At 61.3% G+C, this 14,618-nt stretch carries 16 protein-coding genes; 3 read left to right on the top strand and 13 right to left on the bottom strand.

Features of this window, described 5'->3' with window-relative positions; translation table 11 throughout:
* Positions 1-26: 26 nt before the first annotated feature.
* The 5 genes from K0H48_RS24715 to K0H48_RS24695 all read right to left on the bottom strand — a co-directional run bounded on the left by K0H48_RS24715 (position 27) and on the right by K0H48_RS24695 (position 4,740).
* Positions 27-1,016: an ABC transporter ATP-binding protein gene (locus K0H48_RS24715; protein WP_065901349.1), complete on the bottom strand. Its 990-nt coding sequence runs from the start codon at positions 1,014-1,016 to the stop codon at positions 27-29.
* Positions 1,013-1,813: an ABC transporter permease gene (locus tag K0H48_RS24710; protein WP_138815965.1), complete on the bottom strand. Its 801-nt coding sequence runs from the start codon at positions 1,811-1,813 to the stop codon at positions 1,013-1,015. Before K0H48_RS24710 ends, K0H48_RS24715 begins: the two co-directional genes overlap by 4 nt.
* Entirely contained in the window at positions 1,800-2,663 is an 864-nt protein-coding gene (locus K0H48_RS24705) for an ABC transporter permease subunit (protein ID WP_219269514.1), read from the bottom strand. The genes K0H48_RS24710 and K0H48_RS24705 overlap by 14 nt, the downstream gene beginning before the upstream one ends.
* Entirely contained in the window at positions 2,642-3,448 is an 807-nt protein-coding gene (locus K0H48_RS24700) for an alkaline phosphatase family protein (RefSeq protein WP_138815963.1), read from the bottom strand. Before K0H48_RS24700 ends, K0H48_RS24705 begins: the two co-directional genes overlap by 22 nt.
* Positions 3,449-3,672: 224 nt before the next feature.
* Entirely contained in the window at positions 3,673-4,740 is a 1,068-nt protein-coding gene (locus K0H48_RS24695; RefSeq protein WP_219269513.1) for an ABC transporter substrate-binding protein, read from the bottom strand.
* Positions 4,741-5,091: 351 nt separating this feature from the next.
* On the opposite strand from K0H48_RS24695, the gene K0H48_RS24690 reads away from it, so the two are divergent.
* Positions 5,092-5,805: a UTRA domain-containing protein gene (locus tag K0H48_RS24690; protein ID WP_138815962.1), complete on the top strand. Its 714-nt coding sequence runs from the start codon at positions 5,092-5,094 to the stop codon at positions 5,803-5,805.
* Positions 5,806-5,880: 75 nt separating this feature from the next.
* On the opposite strand, the gene K0H48_RS24685 is transcribed toward K0H48_RS24690, so the two are convergent.
* Genes K0H48_RS24685 through K0H48_RS24650 form a run of 8 tightly spaced genes read right to left on the bottom strand, consistent with a single transcriptional unit; the run spans position 5,881 to position 11,989 of the window.
* Complete coding sequence (locus tag K0H48_RS24685; protein ID WP_219269512.1) at positions 5,881-6,795, bottom strand: metal ABC transporter solute-binding protein, Zn/Mn family; 915 nt, start codon at positions 6,793-6,795, stop codon at positions 5,881-5,883.
* Positions 6,795-7,694 carry a metal ABC transporter permease gene (locus K0H48_RS24680; RefSeq protein ID WP_056859671.1) on the bottom strand — a complete coding sequence of 300 codons (900 nt, stop codon included), beginning with the start codon at positions 7,692-7,694 and terminating at the stop codon, positions 6,795-6,797. The genes K0H48_RS24685 and K0H48_RS24680 overlap by 1 nt, the downstream gene beginning before the upstream one ends.
* A complete protein-coding gene (locus K0H48_RS24675; RefSeq protein WP_219269511.1) occupies positions 7,694-8,437 on the bottom strand; it encodes a metal ABC transporter ATP-binding protein in 744 nt (247 codons plus the stop codon). Before K0H48_RS24675 ends, K0H48_RS24680 begins: the two co-directional genes overlap by 1 nt.
* Positions 8,434-9,354 (bottom strand): metal ABC transporter substrate-binding protein, encoded by a 921-nt coding sequence (locus K0H48_RS24670; RefSeq protein ID WP_017136362.1) that lies wholly within the window; start codon positions 9,352-9,354, stop codon positions 8,434-8,436. Before K0H48_RS24670 ends, K0H48_RS24675 begins: the two co-directional genes overlap by 4 nt.
* Positions 9,355-9,373: 19 nt before the next feature.
* Positions 9,374-9,934: a DUF6162 family protein gene (locus tag K0H48_RS24665; RefSeq protein ID WP_219269510.1), complete on the bottom strand. Its 561-nt coding sequence runs from the start codon at positions 9,932-9,934 to the stop codon at positions 9,374-9,376.
* The gene (locus tag K0H48_RS24660; RefSeq protein WP_219269509.1) at positions 9,931-10,254 is read right to left on the bottom strand and encodes a hypothetical protein; all 324 of its coding nucleotides are present in this window, start codon (positions 10,252-10,254) and stop codon (positions 9,931-9,933) included. The genes K0H48_RS24665 and K0H48_RS24660 overlap by 4 nt, the downstream gene beginning before the upstream one ends.
* A complete protein-coding gene (locus K0H48_RS24655) occupies positions 10,251-10,790 on the bottom strand; it encodes a thiamine pyrophosphate-binding protein (RefSeq protein ID WP_138815958.1) in 540 nt (179 codons plus the stop codon). The genes K0H48_RS24660 and K0H48_RS24655 overlap by 4 nt, the downstream gene beginning before the upstream one ends.
* On the bottom strand, positions 10,790-11,989 hold the full coding sequence (locus K0H48_RS24650; protein WP_219269508.1) for a PepSY domain-containing protein: 1,200 nt from the start codon (positions 11,987-11,989) through the stop codon (positions 10,790-10,792). Before K0H48_RS24650 ends, K0H48_RS24655 begins: the two co-directional genes overlap by 1 nt.
* Before the next feature lie 268 nt (positions 11,990-12,257).
* Between K0H48_RS24650 and leuC the strand changes: the two genes are divergently transcribed.
* Positions 12,258-13,676 (top strand): 3-isopropylmalate dehydratase large subunit, encoded by a 1,419-nt coding sequence (leuC, locus tag K0H48_RS24645; RefSeq protein ID WP_219269507.1) that lies wholly within the window; start codon positions 12,258-12,260, stop codon positions 13,674-13,676.
* Positions 13,673-14,287 carry a 3-isopropylmalate dehydratase small subunit gene (gene leuD, locus K0H48_RS24640; protein WP_219269506.1) on the top strand — a complete coding sequence of 205 codons (615 nt, stop codon included), beginning with the start codon at positions 13,673-13,675 and terminating at the stop codon, positions 14,285-14,287. Before leuC ends, leuD begins: the two co-directional genes overlap by 4 nt.
* Positions 14,288-14,618: the final 331 nt, after the last annotated feature.

Genomic DNA, 14,618 nt, shown 5'->3' with positions numbered 1-14,618 from the left:
CACGCTCTCTCAAATCAATCGTTGTGTCAGGCTACTTCACACAACGCACTGGGGTCGATGGAAAGTGCCAGGCGCTGGCCATCCGGGTGCAGATCGTCGGCCGAGCGGTTGAGCACGTCCACCACCAATTCCACGCCACGCGCTTCGATGCGATAGCGGATCACGTTGCCCAACAAGCTATGGCTGCGTACCAGCGCGTCGAGTTCACCGCTGCGGCTCAGCTCGATGGCTTCCGGGCGAATCGCGATGCGCCCGCTGATGGGCCGTTGCAGCAACTGGCTGGCCTTGTCGGCATCAAGTAGGTTGTAGTTGCCGATAAAACCGGCGGCAAATACATCCACGGGCGCAGTGTAAAGGGTCTCGGCATCGCCGCTTTGTACGATCTTGCCCTGGTTCATGAGGAAAATGCGGTCTGACATGGTCAGCGCTTCTTCCTGGTCATGGGTCACGAAAATCGTGGTCAGGCCCAGCTCGCGCTGGATCTGGCGGATCTGTTCGCGCAGGTGCTTGCGAATCCGTGCGTCCAGCGCCGACAGCGGTTCATCCAGCAGCAACAGGCGCGGGCGTGTCACCAGCGAGCGGGCGAGGGCCACACGCTGGCACTGGCCGCCGGACATCTGGTGCGGGTAGCGACCGGCGAGGTCTTTGAGCTCCACCAGTTGCAGCACTTCCTGCACACGCTTGTGGCTGTCGTCGGCGTTGACCTTTTGCATGCGCAGGCCGAAGGCGACGTTCTGTTCCACGGTCATGTTGGGGAACAGGGCGTAGCTCTGGAACACCATGCCGATGTGCCGTTTCTGCGGGCTCAAGGGCACGATGTCCTGGCCATCCAGGAGGATTTTGCCGCTGTCCACCGAGGTCAGCCCGGCGATGCAACGCAGCAGGGTCGACTTGCCGCAACCGGACGGGCCGAGCAGGGTGACGAATTCACCCTTGGCAATTTCGCAGTTGATGTCACTGAATACCGGCGTGCCGGCGTAGCCTTTTTGCAGGTGTTGGACGCTGACGAAGCTCATTGGCTTTTGTCCTTGTTCAAGATGTTGGCGGCCCAGGTCAGCACCAGCACAAAGAAGAAATAGGAAATGACGATGGCACTGGTGAAGTGGCCGCTCGTGTTGCGCATGTTGTTCAGGTACACCTGCAGGGTTTCGTAACGAGTGCCCACCAGAATGTTGGCGAACACGAACTCACCGAACAGGAACGAGAACGACAGCAGCAGCGCGACCATCAAGCCTTTGCGCAGGTTCGGCAGCACGACAAAAATCGCCGCCTGCCAGGTGCTGGCGCCCAGCAGCTGCGAGGCGTCCATCAGGTCGCGCAGGTTGATCGCTTGCAGGTTGTTGGTGATCGCGCGGTACATGAACGGCAAGGCCACGGTGAAGTAGCAGCCGATCAGGATCCACGGCGTGCCCACCATCGCAAATGGCCCGGAGCCGTAGAGTTGCAGCAAGCCCACCGAAGACACCACCGGCGGCACCGCAAAGGGCAGCAGGATCAGGATGTTCATCAGCGCGTCGAGCTTGGGAAAGTGGTAATGCACCACGAACAGCAGCGGCAGAATCAGCACCACCGACAGCACCAGCGCACCCACACACACCAACAGCGACTGACCGAAGGCGGCCAGAAAGCGCGGGTCACTCCACAGCTGCACGTACCACTTCAGGGTAAACCCGGCGGGCAGGATGGTGGCCGACCAGCTGCTGGCAATCGAGTAGACAAAGGTGCCCACCAGCGGCAACACCAGGATCGCAAATAACAGGTACACCACTACCCGATGGTAGAGGGAGGCCGAGCCGGCTTCAGCGCGAGACATGGTAGCTCCTCTTGAGCAGCAGTTGATGCACGACGGTGACCACCGTCATCAGTGCCACCAGCACCACGGCCAGGGCGCTGGCCATGTTCGGGTCCAGGGAGATGTCGCCGGAGACCATCGCCGCGATACGAATCGGCAGCACGTTGAAGTTGCCGGTGGTCAGGGCATACACCGTGGCATAGGCGCCGAGGGCATTGGCCAGCAGGATCACGAAGGTGCCCAGCAGGGCCGGCGTGAGCACCGGCAGGCCGATGTGCCGCCAGAATTGCCAGCCGCTGGCGCCGAGCAGCGAGGCCGATTCGCGCCAGTCTTCGCGCAATGCGTCGAAAGCCGGGTACAGCAGCAGCACGCCCAGGGGAATCTGGAAGTAGGTGTACAGAATGATCAGGCCGGTCTTGGAGTACAGATTGAAGTCCTGAATGATCCCTGCCTGCTTGAGCATGATCGTGATGCTGCCGTTAAAGCCCAGCAGAATGATGAAGGCGAAGGCCAGGGGCACGCCGGCAAAGTTGCTGGTCATGTTGGCGAAGGCCGTCACGAAGTTACGCAGTGGCCCATCCACGCGGCGCAACGAGTAGCTGCCGAGCACCGAGATGATGATCCCGAACACGCTGGAGTAGAAGCTGATCTCCAGGCTGTACTGGATGGCTTGCAGGTAGAACTTCGAACTGAAGATCTTGGTGAAGTTGGCCAGGCCCCAGCCGAACTCCTCCGACTGCAGGCTGTTGATCATCACCCACACCAGCGGGGCAATTTCAAACACGATAAAAAACAGCGCAAACGGCACCAGGCACAGGATAGCCAGCCATTTGCCACGGGTGATGGCGTTCACTTGAGCAGCTCCCGGCATACAGGTTTGTCGTGGGGCACACCGAGCAGTTCGCAGACGGTGCCGCACAGGTCGGTTTGCTTCGGGATGGCGCCAGGGTCGAGGGTGAAGGCCGAGCCCAGTACGAACAACGGCACTTCGCGTTCTTCCGGCAGTAAACCGTTGTGGGAGCGGTCGTTGTTCATGCCGTGATCGGCAGTCACCAGCACCTGGTAGCCGGCGTCGAGCCAGGTTTGCAGGTAGTCGGCAAGGATGATGTCGGCCGAGCGCGCGCTGTTGCGGTATTGCGCGGTATCCAGGCCATGCTTGTGGCCGGCGTCATCAATGTTCATCGGGTGCACTACCAGGAAATTCGGCGTGTGTTTGCGGCGCAGGCTTTCGGCGTCGGCAAACAGATGGGAATCCGGGTAGTGGTCATTCCAGTAGAAATGCCCGTGCTGGATCGCCAGCGCTTTGTCGTCGGTGTGACGATCACGCGCGGCTTCAAAGGGCGTGCGGTTATACAACTCGCTCACCCAGTGATAAGCCGCCGCCGCTGTAGTGAGGCCTGCGTCGGTGGCGTAATGAAAAATGCTGCGCTGGTTGGACAGGCGCGAGACCTGGTTGTGGACGATGCCGCTGTCGATCGGTGGCACGCCGGTAAGGATGCATTCATACAAGGGCCGGGACAGCGCCGGCAGTTCACATTCCAGTTTGTAAAGCGCTGCGCGTCCTGCGCCGATGTAGGCCTGGAGATGCCCCATGGCATGTCGGGCAACCTCGTAGTTCAGGCCGTCGAGCACCACAAGGATGACGTTGTGCTTCATAGGGGGAGACGCTCCGCGACGATAGGCTTGACTCAATTTAACTGGGGAACGGGGTCAAAACTGTGGGAGCGGGCTTGTGTGGGAGCTGGCTTGCCTGCGATAGCATCACCTCGGTTCAGATGACAAACCGAGTCGTCTGCATCGCAGGCAAGCCAGCTCCCACACAAGCCAGCTCCCACACTGACCGCTTTCACGGCTCTGGGTCTAAATAAGACCCGGGAGCCTTACTGCATATTGATGATGACTTCTTCCTGCCACTTCTGCGGCAGTGCCTTGGAGGTTTGCTCCCAAGCTTCGGCGTTTTTGATCGGCGTGACTTTCTTGTACTGCTCGTTCGGCAGCAGCTTGGCCTGTACATCGGCCGGCAGGGTCAGGTGCTCGGCACGGATCGGACGTGCGTTGCCGCGTGCCAGGTTGGTCTGGCCGGCGTCGCTGAAGATGTATTCGCGGGTCAGCTTGGCGGCGTTCGGGTGCTTGGCGTATTTGTTGATGATGGTGGTGTAGCCGGAAATTACTGAGCCGTCCGACGGGATCAGCACTACGTAGTCATCCGGGTTAGCCATCTTGGCTTTGTAGCTCAGGCCGTTGAAGTCCCAGACCACGCCCACTTCGACTTCGCCCTTTTCCATGGTGGCGATGGTCGGGTTGGCCAGCGACAGGCGACCTTGCTTGGCGATCTCGGCAAACATCAGCAGCGCAGGCTGGATGTTTGTCTCGTCGCCACCGTTGGCCAGGGCAGCAGCCAGCACGCCATTGGCGGCTTGGGCGGCGGTGCTCACATCACCAATGGAGACTTTGTATTTACCGGTTTTAAGATCAGCCCAGCTTTTTGGCGCTTCAGAGCCATGCAGCAGTTTTTTGTTGACGATAAAGGCGATGGTGCCGGTGTAGGCCAAGGCCCAGTTGCCGTCTTTATCTTTGGCCCAATCCGGCACTTGTGCCCAAGTGGTCGGTTTGTACGGCTGTGCCACGCCCTGTTTGACCGCAATCGGGCCGAAGGCGGCGCCGACGTCACCGATATCGGCGCTGGCGTTGTCTTTTTCGGCGGCGAACTTGGCGATTTCCTGGGCCGAGCTCATGTCGGTGTCGATGTGCTTGAGGCCATAGGTCTTGGCCAGGTCGTCCCAGGTGCCTTTCCAGTTGGCCCAGTCATCGGGCATGCCGACGCTGTTGACGGCGCCTTCCGCTTTCGCGGCGGCTTCCAGAGTTTTTAGATCGGTATCAGCAGCCATGGCGGCGGTGCACATGGCAATGGTCGAGCCTAACAGTGATGCCAGGAAAAGCTGTTTCATCCGAAGCTCCTTTGGGCGTTTTCAACGCTGCGTTTTTATCGACGTTTGCGGTGGTGTTGGTCTAGGTCAGCAATACCTGAGCCAATTTAGGCTCGGTGGATGACAGTTTCATGTCGATGTCGTTTTTAAAGCGTTTATGTCGCTGACTTCAGACTCAGCGTAGACCATGCCCAAGTGCCCGCAGGCCCTGGACTTGGCCGATGTATTGCAGGGTGTGGGGCTGGGGATGAGCAGGGACTGTCATCTGTCGGTCATCTGTAATGCCTAGGCTGGCAGTTAACGGCAGAGGCCCGAATACAGCGCGGTGTGTGCACCTGAACGGTGCTGGTCTAGTCCAGATAGGTAACGTTGATGCGTGATGAGGCAATCAAGGCGGTGACATCCATTGGCCTGGCGCTGCAAGAGCAGATCGGCCACGGGCTGTTGCCGCCGGCGAGCAAACTGCCCGCCGAGCGCAAGCTCAGCGAGTTGTTTGGTACCACCCGCATTACGGTGCGGGAAGCCTTGTTACAACTGGAGGCCCAGGGCCAGATCTATCGCGAAGAGCGACGTGGCTGGTTCGTCTCGCCGCCGCGTCTGGCTTATAACCTGATGCAACGCAGCCACTTTCACGCGATGGTCAGTGAACAAGGGCGCGTAGCCTCCACCGAAGTGATTTCGGCGCGGTTGCAACCGGCATCGGCGGCGGTGTGTGCGTGGTTGCAGTTGCCGGCGTTGTCGAGTGTGATCCAGATCTGCCGGGGCCGGCGGATCGATGGGCGCTTGGTGCTGTATGTGGAGCATTACCTGAACCCGCAGTATTTTCCGGGGATTCTGGCGTGTGACCTGAACCAGTCGATGACCGAACTGTACGCACGCAAGTACGACCTGCATTACGGCCGCGTGCGTTTCGAGATTGTGCCGACTTCACTGCCGGTGGAGGCCGCCGCCGCATTGAGGGTGTCGGTGGGCAGCCCGGGCTTGCGGATTGCCCGGGTCAATTATGACCAGCATGAGCGCCTGATCGACTGCGACCTGGAGTTCTGGCGCCATGATGCGATTCATGTGGGTGTGGATGTGGTTTGATCGCAGCTTGAATGGCTATTGCCGGATTTCAACTGCTGCACCGCTCCCACATTTGAACTGCATTTCATATAAAGGCTATGGCACCAGTGCCTTGATCACCTGATCCACATTGCCTTCCAACTCCGCCACCGGGTCCGCCCCGTCGACATTCAATACCAGCAGTTGCGCACCGCCTGCCGTCACTGCTGTTTTAACCGCCTCACTCGGTTGGCGGTGATGCAGCACTATGGCCACGTCATTGGCCTTCAAGTCGGCACTGAGTGTGTGCAATGCCTCAGGCGTCCACTCGGTGTCCGGCCGAGCATCGGTGCTGAGCACTTCCAGGTTCAAGCTGCTGATCAGATACGCAAAGTGATCACTCAAGCTGACCACACTCAGGTTGTCCGCCTTGGCCAGTCTTGCTTCGCTGTCGGCGCTGAGCTTGAGCAGGCGTTGTTTGAGCGCCGCGAGGTTGGCGTCGATCCTGGCTTTGGCCGTGGGCGCCAGGCGGCTCAGGTCGGCCGCCATCACATCGGCCATGCGCCCCATATTGTTACTCGACTGCCACGGCTGGCTGTTCAGGCCATCGGCGCCGCCCGGCTGCACGGCAATACCCGGCAAGCCGCCGTCCACCGGGCGCGCGGCGTCCACTTCGACGATACGGATATTGCTGCGCCGCGCCACCGGGTAGAGCGGGTCATCCGCCCACAGCGAGCGCAGGCCGATGGCGGCGTCGGCGTCCAGCGCCAGCGTGTTCAGGGCCGGCGCACCACGGCCGGTGAAGTAGGACACTTGCCGCGAACCGGGCAGGTTGGCCGGTGCTGCGCGCTCAAGCTGTACATCGGTGCCTTTGAGCAGCACCTCGGCCAAACCATAGGTGATGGGCAGCGAGGCCAGCACTTTCACCGGTTTGGCGGCGTGAGCCAGCGGTTTGGCGGCTTCAACGGCCATCAACGGCGGTGTGAATAAACAGGCAATGGCCAGGGCCAGCGGATGAAAAACAGAGCGCATTATCCAAGATTCCCTTTGAGGCTGGGCACGGTGCCGCGCGCGATGGCGGCAAAGGCGAAGGCGATACCGGCCACCAGAATGATCGCGGCACCAGACGGGATGGGCAGGTCGAAGATGATCGGCAGCAGAATGCCGCACAGCGTGCTGAGCGTGGCGATCACCACCGAGACCCAGAAAAACCCTTTGAGCGACTGGCTCAACAGACGCGCTGCCGCTGCCGGAATCACCAGCAGGGCGCCGACCAAAATGGCGCCGATCACCTTGACCGCCGCCACGGTGATCAAGGTCACCAGGATCACGAACAGGTAATCCAGGGTCTTCACCGCCACGCCGCGCACAGCGGCCAATTGCGGGTTGAAGCTGGCCAGCATGATGCGGTTGTACAGCGGCAGCGCCAGGGCCATCACCAGTGAACCGACGACCGCCAACACCAGCAGGTCATTGCCGTTCACCGTCAGCACCGAGCCGAACAATACGTTTTCGAGGATATGCACGTTGATCTTGCCCGCCAGAATCAGCAGCAGGCTCGCACCCAGCGCCAGGGACACCGAGAGGAACACGCCGATCAGGGTGTCCGGCGCCAAACCCGTGCGGTTGCGCAGGTAGTTGAGCAGGATGCCGAACAACAGGCAGTAGCCGAACAGGCTGCCGTAAGGCCCGGTATAGGGCTCGCCGAGCAGGATGCCCACGGCCACGCCGGTCAACGCGGCGTGCCCGACGGCTTCAGAGAAGAACGCAAAGCGCTTGACCACCACCAGCGTGCCCAGGCCGCCCAGCACCGGGCCGATCAGCAAGCCGGCGAGCAAGGCGTTGACCACAAACCCATAGGCCAGCGCTTCCGGCAGGTAGCCGGATGAAGCCCAGCCCTGGACCATCAAACGAAAGGCTTCATAACTCATCACGCCGGGCTCCGCGGGTGGGTGGAAAACAGGGTCAGCAGGCGGTCCGGGGTCAGCGCCTCTTTCGGTGTGGCATCGAACAGCACGCGGCGGTTCAGGCCGGTAACGCGATCGGCCAGGCGGCCCACGGCTTCCAGGTCATGCTCGATCCACAGCACGGTGATCCCGGCCAGGCGCCAGTCATTAAGCAGCCGCTCGAACACTTGGATACCGGCTTCATCGAGCGCCGACATCGGTTCATCCAGCACCAGCAACTGCGGCGTCGGGATCAGGCCTTGGGCCAACAGCACGCGCTGACGCTCACCGCCAGACAACGCGCCCATGCGGCGCTTGCGTTTGTCCTGCATGCCGACCCGTTCCAGCGCTTCGCCAATCGCGGCGGCGTAATTCCGGGACAGGCCCAGAAACGCCGGGCGCCGCTGGCACATGGCGGCCATGAAGTCGTCGACGGTCATCGGCAAACCCCGGTCGAATTCCAGCGCCTGGGGCACATAGCCGACCGTGCCTGGCGTGTTCGGCCAGTGCAGGCGTAATTGGCCCTGGTGCGGGGTCTGCCCCAGCAAGGTCTTGATCAGCGAGCTTTTGCCGCCGCCGTTCGGGCCGACCAAGGCGTGAATGCTGCCTGGCTCGACCTGAAAGCTCACCGCGTCAAGAATCACCGTGCGGCCCAGCGTCAGCGAGACCTTGTCGAACTCAAGGGTCGGGCCAATGCTGGCCACCTTCATTTGCTGCGCTGCCGTCATGCCCCCGACTCCTGAATCGCCCGCACCACGGTGTTGAGGTTGCCGGTCATTTCCACTTCGTACTTCTCTGGCGTGTATTCGCCGTAGGAAATGTGCGACAGCGGGTAGAGCTTGACCCCGGATTCACGCTGGATGGTCTCGACGTAGGTGGACGGGAAATCCATCTCCGAGAAGATCACCTTCACATCCAGTGCGCGTAGTTCATCGATGGTCTTTTTCAACTGGCTGGGGCTGGGCTCGATGCCATGCGCAGGCTCGACCACGGCGGTGACTTCCAGGCCGAATTCGCGCAGCAGGTAGTCGTAGGCCGCATGCACGGTGGCGACGCGCAGGTCCGGGTTCGGCGCGCTGGTCAGCTTGGCGAGGGCATCGGCGCGCATCTGGCGCAGGCGCTTGCCGTAGGCGCGGGCGTTTTGGGTGTAGGTCTTGGCGTTGTCCGGGTCGAGCTTGCCCAGTTCGCGGGCAATGTTGTTGACCTGGGCAATCGATGCACTGATCGACAGGAAGGTGTGCGGGTTGACCACCTTGCCCGCACCGCGCGCGGCATTGCCGGTGGCGGCCAGCAGCGGCACGTTGGCGTTGGCTTCGATCACCGGGATGTCCGGGCGCTCGCTGGTGGCGATCATGCGGTCGGCAAAATCATCATGACCGACGCCGTTGAGCACGATCACGTCCAGGGTGCCGATGCGCTTGATGTCTTCGGCGCGCGGTTCGTAGGCGTGGGGGTTGAAGCCGGCCGGAATCAGCGGCACCACCTCGGCCTTGTCGCCGACGATATTGGCCACGTAGCTGTAATACGGGTGCAGGGTGATGCCGATGCGCAGGCGCTTGGCCGCCTCGGCATTTGCGAGTGGGGCGAGCATCAGGCTGAACAGGCCAACCAGCAACAGGCGTAACAGGGGCGATGAAATAGACATGGGCACTCGGTCTTCTGGTTCAGTGACGGTGCTGGCGTGTCACGCCGGCATCAAATTGCGTGACCACCTGGCGCCAGCCGGCGGCGATCAGCGCTGCGTCGGTGAGGTCGGCCGGCGCGGCGAGGTTGGCCTGGCGGTTGAGCCACACATCCGGCTCTGCGCCTTGCACGCGCATCAGCACCGAGCCGCTGGTGCTTGGCGCTTGGCTCAAACCCAGGTAGGCCGCAGGCTCGAGCAACTGCCAGCGATGGTCGCCACGGCTCACCGAACTGGCGTCCTGGGCAAACGGCGCGAAGCCTTCTTCGGCCAGTTGCTCAGGCGTCGGCAGGGCGCTTTGCTCCTGCTGCAACAGCTGGATTTCATCCAGGGTCACCCGCAGGTCGGCGTAGATGCCTTGCTCGGCAGCGCTCAGGTCACGGCGTGCGTCCAATTGGTGGCTGGGCACGGCGGCGACCTCCTGGGTTTCACCGTGCAGCGCCACCACCGTGCCCGCCACCGCGAGGATGATCAGGCACAGCAGCAACACGTAGAGGGTTTCATGGCCGGCCCCGGCGGGGCGTACAACCTGTGTGGTGCTCATTGGGGCTGGATATCCGCTTGGTCGATTTCCACCACGTGGCCAGGGCCTGCATCAAACAGCACATAGAACTCGGCCGAGGGCTTTTTGAAGGTCAGTGTCGAGTCCTGGCCAAGCTTGCCGGGCAGCAGGATGGTTTCGTCGTAGCCGATCACGTCCAGGGTCACGCCTGGCGCGCCGCTGCCGTCGGAAAAACCGCCGGTGCACTGGATCTGCTCGCCGGGGATTTCCTTGCATTCGCACATCGGGTTATGGGCCAGGGCGACGCCGCTGAAGCCGGCGCAGAGTAAAAAAGCGGCGCGAGTCAGGCGCATTAACGTCATGGTTTAACTCCTTGCTTGTTCAGCCAGGCAATGGTGGCAGGCGAGGCCTGGCTCAGCGGGATGGAACCCTGGTGCATGGAGCCGTCCCAGCCTTCCATGGTCACCCACACTTCGGCATCGACGGGGGTGCGTTCCGGCACCGGCAGCACTGCACCCATGCGGTACGGCGTGCCGAAGAAAATCACCCCGGCCGCGCGCAGGCTGCGTGGTTTGCCGATACGCAGGTAAGTGGCCTTGACCTGCTCGGCGCAGGTGTCGCACAGGGCGGCGTTAAAAAATTTCATCGGCCCGGCCGGGTCCGGGCGCGGGCCTTCGTTGCGAAACTCGGCGAGGGTCAGGCTCCACGGCCCCACCTGCACTTCGCCGGCCACGCGCTCGCCAATGCCGGTGTCACCGCGAAACAGCGCGGCGTCGGCAAAGTACTTGGGCATGAACCCCAGGGGCACCAGCAACAGCAGGACATTGATGTGGAATCGCCATTTGAGCCAAAAGGCCCGCAGCGGTGAAGGCGGTGTGGTGGTCGCACGTTTGCTCATCAGTTGGCCTCCGAGGTTTCAGCCTGCCTGGCCGTGGCGGGGGCCGGTGCGCGTTGGGTCTTGGCCTCGCGCTTGAGGGCGTTGAGCGTGGCCAGCGCGGTGCGTTTGGTCCAGATCAGCAGACCGCTCAACACCATCATGCTCATGATCAGGCCGAAGAATGCCCAGATCAGCTTGATCCACAGGCCGCCAAAGTCGCCGGTGTGCAGCGGTCGCATGGATTCGGTGACGAACTCCAGTGTCGAACGGTCGGAGAGCAGGTGTGACACGGCAATTTCACCGTCGTACGGGTTGAGTTGCGCCGTCTGGAACATCAACGGGTACCAGCCGCGCCCGCCGATCTGCAGGTGGCTATAGGCGTTGCTGGGTAGGAACACAAAACTGGCCTCCAGCCCGGGGATGCGTTGCGTGGCGATCTCGATGGCCCGATCGATCGGGATCATCGGTGCCGGTACACCCGGTGCCGACATAGGCACCTTCTCCCGGGCAATCACCGGCACGATGGGCTCACTGGAGATGGAGATCTGGTTGTCGCCCAGGATTGCCCGGATCAGGAACCAGATGCCGGTGATGGAAATCACCGCGATAAACCAGATCGACCAGATACCGCTCAAACGGTGGAAGTCACCCCAGAAGATCCGCGCGCCATGGCGGATTCGCAGGGTCGGGCGCAGAAAACCCTTCCAGAAACGCTTGTACACCACCAGCCCGGTGACCAGCGAGGCCAGCAGCGGTATGCCCAGTGCCGACACCAGGTACCAGCCCCAGCTGTAGCCATTGGTAAACGGCACCAGCCACCAACCGTGCAAGGCACGGGTAAATTGCTGGAAGTTGAAGGCCGGGCTGATGCCCTGGATCACACCGGTATACGGGTTGACGTAGACCTCCACCGAGCGCCCGTCGGGATAACTGAGGTCGACGCTTAGCGCGAAGTGCGACTCGTCCGGGCGCGTGATCGACTGCACGATCGCCTGGGGTTCGTTGCGCTTGATGGCGCCGATGACCTGGTCGTAACTCAGCAGTTCGGCATCGTCCGACGGCTTGCTGGCGCGGATGTCCGGGTTGGCCAGCCAGACGATTTCCTGGCTGACCACCGCCAGGGTGCCGGTGACGCAGACAATCAGTACAAAAAACCAGATGGGCAACGCCAGCCAGCTATGAACCAGAAACCAGAGTTTTGAGCGTGACTTCTTTGACATGTGGATGCGGGTCTTGATCGGAGGAGGGCGAAGGAGGCCCGGAAAAGGCCGGTCGTAGCTTTTGCTGACGCGACGGGCTGTATCTAAGTTAAGACGGATGAGAATGAGAAATCCCTAAGCGGGATATGAAAGAAAATGTTTCAGCGTTGCCGGATTGAACACGAAACATGTTCCAAGCCATCACCCAGGTGGCATTGATGGGGCCGGGGGGCTGCGTAGGATGGGGGCATACCGTTGAGCGAGCGCTTATAAAAGTGAGTCCACAAAAATGACTGCCAGAACCCTCTACGACAAACACATCGATTCCCACACGGTGTGCGCCCTGGATGATCAGGGCCATGTGCTGCTTTATATAGATCGCCAGGTGATCAACGAATACACCAGCCCCCAGGCCTTCAGCGGCCTGCGCGAGGCCAAGCGTGGGGTATGGCGCCCCGGCACCGCGCTGGCGGTGGTCGACCACGTAAACCCCACCACGCCCACACGCATTGCAGCCATGCCCGACGCAGGCGGCGCGCGGCAAGTCTCGTACCTGGCAGAAAACTGCCAGGACTTCGGCATCGAGTTGCTGGACATCCTCGACAAGCGCCAAGGCATCGAACACGTGATTGCCCCGGAGCAGGGCTTTATTCTGCCGGGCATGGTGATCGCCGCCGGCGACAGCCACACCACCACCTACGGTGCCCTAGGCGCCTTCGGCTTTGGCATCGGCACTTCGGAAATCGAGCACCTGCTGGCCTCGCAGACCCTGGTGTACAAGCGTCTGAAAAGCATGCGTGTGACGGTAGACGGCACCCTGGGCAACGGCCTGACCTCCAAGGACGTGATCATGGCGCTGATCGGCAAGATCGGCGCGTCCGGTGCCACTGGCTACGCCATCGAGTTTCGCGGCGCCACCATTGATGCGCTGAGTGTCGAAGCGCGCATGACCATCTGCAACATGGCGGTGGAAGCCGGCGCGCGTGGCGCGTTTATGGCGCCTGACGAAAAAGTCTTCACCTACCTCAAAGGCAAGCCGCGTGCGCCCAAGGGCGAGCTGTGGGAACAAGCCCTGGTGCAATGGCGCACGTTGCACACCGACGCCGACGCAGTGTTCGATCAGGAAGTGCACCTCGATGCCAGCACCCTGGAACCCATGGTCACCTGGGGCACCAGCCCCGACCAGGCTGCGCCCATCGGCGCCCGTGTGCCGGACCCGCAAGACGTCAGCGACCTGATCCTGCGCCAGGACATGCGCCGCGCCCTCAACTACATGGGCCTGGAAGCCGGCATGCCGCTCAGCGACATTGTGATCAGCCATGCCTTTATTGGCTCGTGCACCAACGCGCGCATCGAAGACCTGCGCGACGCCGCCAGTGTGGTGCGCGGCAAACACGTGGCCGAGCATGTGCGGGCGATGATCGTGCCGGGCTCCACCGAGGTACGCGACCAGGCCGAAGCCGAAGGGCTGGCGGCGATTTTTATCGACGCCGGCTTCGAATGGCGCCAGTCGGGCTGCTCGATGTGCCTGGCGATGAACGATGACGTGCTGGCCCCCGGCGACCGCTGCGCCTCCAGCACCAACCGCAACTTCGAAGGCCGCCAGGGCGCCGGGGCGCGTACCCACTTGATGAGCCCGGCGATGGTCGCCGCCGCTGCCATCACCGGCCGTCTTACCGATATCCGTCACTTTGGGGACCGCCCATGAGCCTGCAACCGTTCACCCAAGTCACCGGCCAGGCCGCGCCGATGCTGGCAGCAAATATCGACACTGACGTGATCATGCCCAAGCAATTTCTCAAAGGCATCGACCGCGCAGGCCTCGACCGTGGGCTGTTCTTCGACCTGCGCTTTTTGCCCAATGGCGCGCCCAACCCCGAATTCGTGTTGAACCAGCCAGCCTGGCAGGGCGCAAGTTTTATGGTGGTGGGGCCCAACTTCGGCTGTGGCTCGAGCCGCGAACACGCGGTGTGGGGCTTGAAGCAGATGGGCATTCGCGCGCTGATCGGTAGCAGCTTTGCCGGGATTTTCTATGACAACTGCCAGCGCAACGGGGTGTTGTTGATTACCTTGGACGAGGCGGTGCTGCACACACTCGGGCAGACGGTCAGCCAGCCTGCGCAGGCGCAGATCAGCGTGGACCTTGAGGCACAGCAGATTCGCTTGGCCGATGGCCAGGTGATCCCCTTCCAGATCGACACCTTGCGCAAGACCGCGTTGTTGCTCGGCCTGGATGCGATTGGCAGCACGTTGCAGCGCAGTGAGCAGATAAAAATGTTCGAGCGCAAGCATCTGGCGGCCAACCCCTGGCTGAGTTAAAGACTTCAATGGATTAACTACGTAGTCATATAAGTAGAGCAAACGCCCTCCTGTTACTGGAGGGCGTTTTTTTTAGACTATTTACTTTTCAAATAACGCGGTTTACACCGCGCAACCTCAGCGATTTCAAGGGCGTAGTTGAGGCAATGGGTTAAACCCTTAAAAAATACAAGGGTAGGTGTGTTGACACTTTGTAGTCTATCGGCTTAAGTGGGTGCTGACTTGGAAAGTCGCACATTATAAGAAAAGGAAGTTAAAACCATGGCCGATGAATTAGTTAGCTTTCATACCTCTCTGGTGTCGGTGAACAAGTTTGTAACTTGATCGAATT

This window comes from Pseudomonas sp. Xaverov 259, assembly GCF_019352915.1.
Lineage (GTDB): Bacteria > Pseudomonadota > Gammaproteobacteria > Pseudomonadales > Pseudomonadaceae > Aquipseudomonas.
Note: the sequence above shows the minus strand (reverse complement) of the source record. Positions and strands in the feature narration are given on the sequence as shown.

Excerpts from the sequence above, each read along its gene's own strand:
- K0H48_RS24715 (WP_065901349.1), bottom strand. The coding sequence starts at position 1,016 with ATGAGCTTCGTCAGCGTCCAACACCTGCAAAAAGGCTACGCCGGCACG.
- K0H48_RS24710 (WP_138815965.1), bottom strand. The coding sequence starts at position 1,813 with ATGTCTCGCGCTGAAGCCGGCTCGGCCTCCCTCTACCATCGGGTAGTG.
- K0H48_RS24705 (WP_219269514.1), bottom strand. The coding sequence starts at position 2,663 with ATGCCGGGAGCTGCTCAAGTGAACGCCATCACCCGTGGCAAATGGCTG.
- K0H48_RS24700 (WP_138815963.1), bottom strand. The coding sequence starts at position 3,448 with ATGAAGCACAACGTCATCCTTGTGGTGCTCGACGGCCTGAACTACGAG.
- K0H48_RS24695 (WP_219269513.1), bottom strand. The coding sequence starts at position 4,740 with ATGAAACAGCTTTTCCTGGCATCACTGTTAGGCTCGACCATTGCCATG.
- K0H48_RS24690 (WP_138815962.1), top strand. The coding sequence starts at position 5,092 with ATGCGTGATGAGGCAATCAAGGCGGTGACATCCATTGGCCTGGCGCTG.
- K0H48_RS24685 (WP_219269512.1), bottom strand. The coding sequence starts at position 6,795 with ATGCGCTCTGTTTTTCATCCGCTGGCCCTGGCCATTGCCTGTTTATTC.
- K0H48_RS24680 (WP_056859671.1), bottom strand. The coding sequence starts at position 7,694 with ATGAGTTATGAAGCCTTTCGTTTGATGGTCCAGGGCTGGGCTTCATCC.
- K0H48_RS24675 (WP_219269511.1), bottom strand. The coding sequence starts at position 8,437 with ATGACGGCAGCGCAGCAAATGAAGGTGGCCAGCATTGGCCCGACCCTT.
- K0H48_RS24670 (WP_017136362.1), bottom strand. The coding sequence starts at position 9,354 with ATGTCTATTTCATCGCCCCTGTTACGCCTGTTGCTGGTTGGCCTGTTC.
- K0H48_RS24665 (WP_219269510.1), bottom strand. The coding sequence starts at position 9,934 with ATGAGCACCACACAGGTTGTACGCCCCGCCGGGGCCGGCCATGAAACC.
- K0H48_RS24660 (WP_219269509.1), bottom strand. The coding sequence starts at position 10,254 with ATGACGTTAATGCGCCTGACTCGCGCCGCTTTTTTACTCTGCGCCGGC.
- K0H48_RS24655 (WP_138815958.1), bottom strand. The coding sequence starts at position 10,790 with ATGAGCAAACGTGCGACCACCACACCGCCTTCACCGCTGCGGGCCTTT.
- K0H48_RS24650 (WP_219269508.1), bottom strand. The coding sequence starts at position 11,989 with ATGTCAAAGAAGTCACGCTCAAAACTCTGGTTTCTGGTTCATAGCTGG.
- leuC (WP_219269507.1), top strand. The coding sequence starts at position 12,258 with ATGACTGCCAGAACCCTCTACGACAAACACATCGATTCCCACACGGTG.
- leuD (WP_219269506.1), top strand. The coding sequence starts at position 13,673 with ATGAGCCTGCAACCGTTCACCCAAGTCACCGGCCAGGCCGCGCCGATG.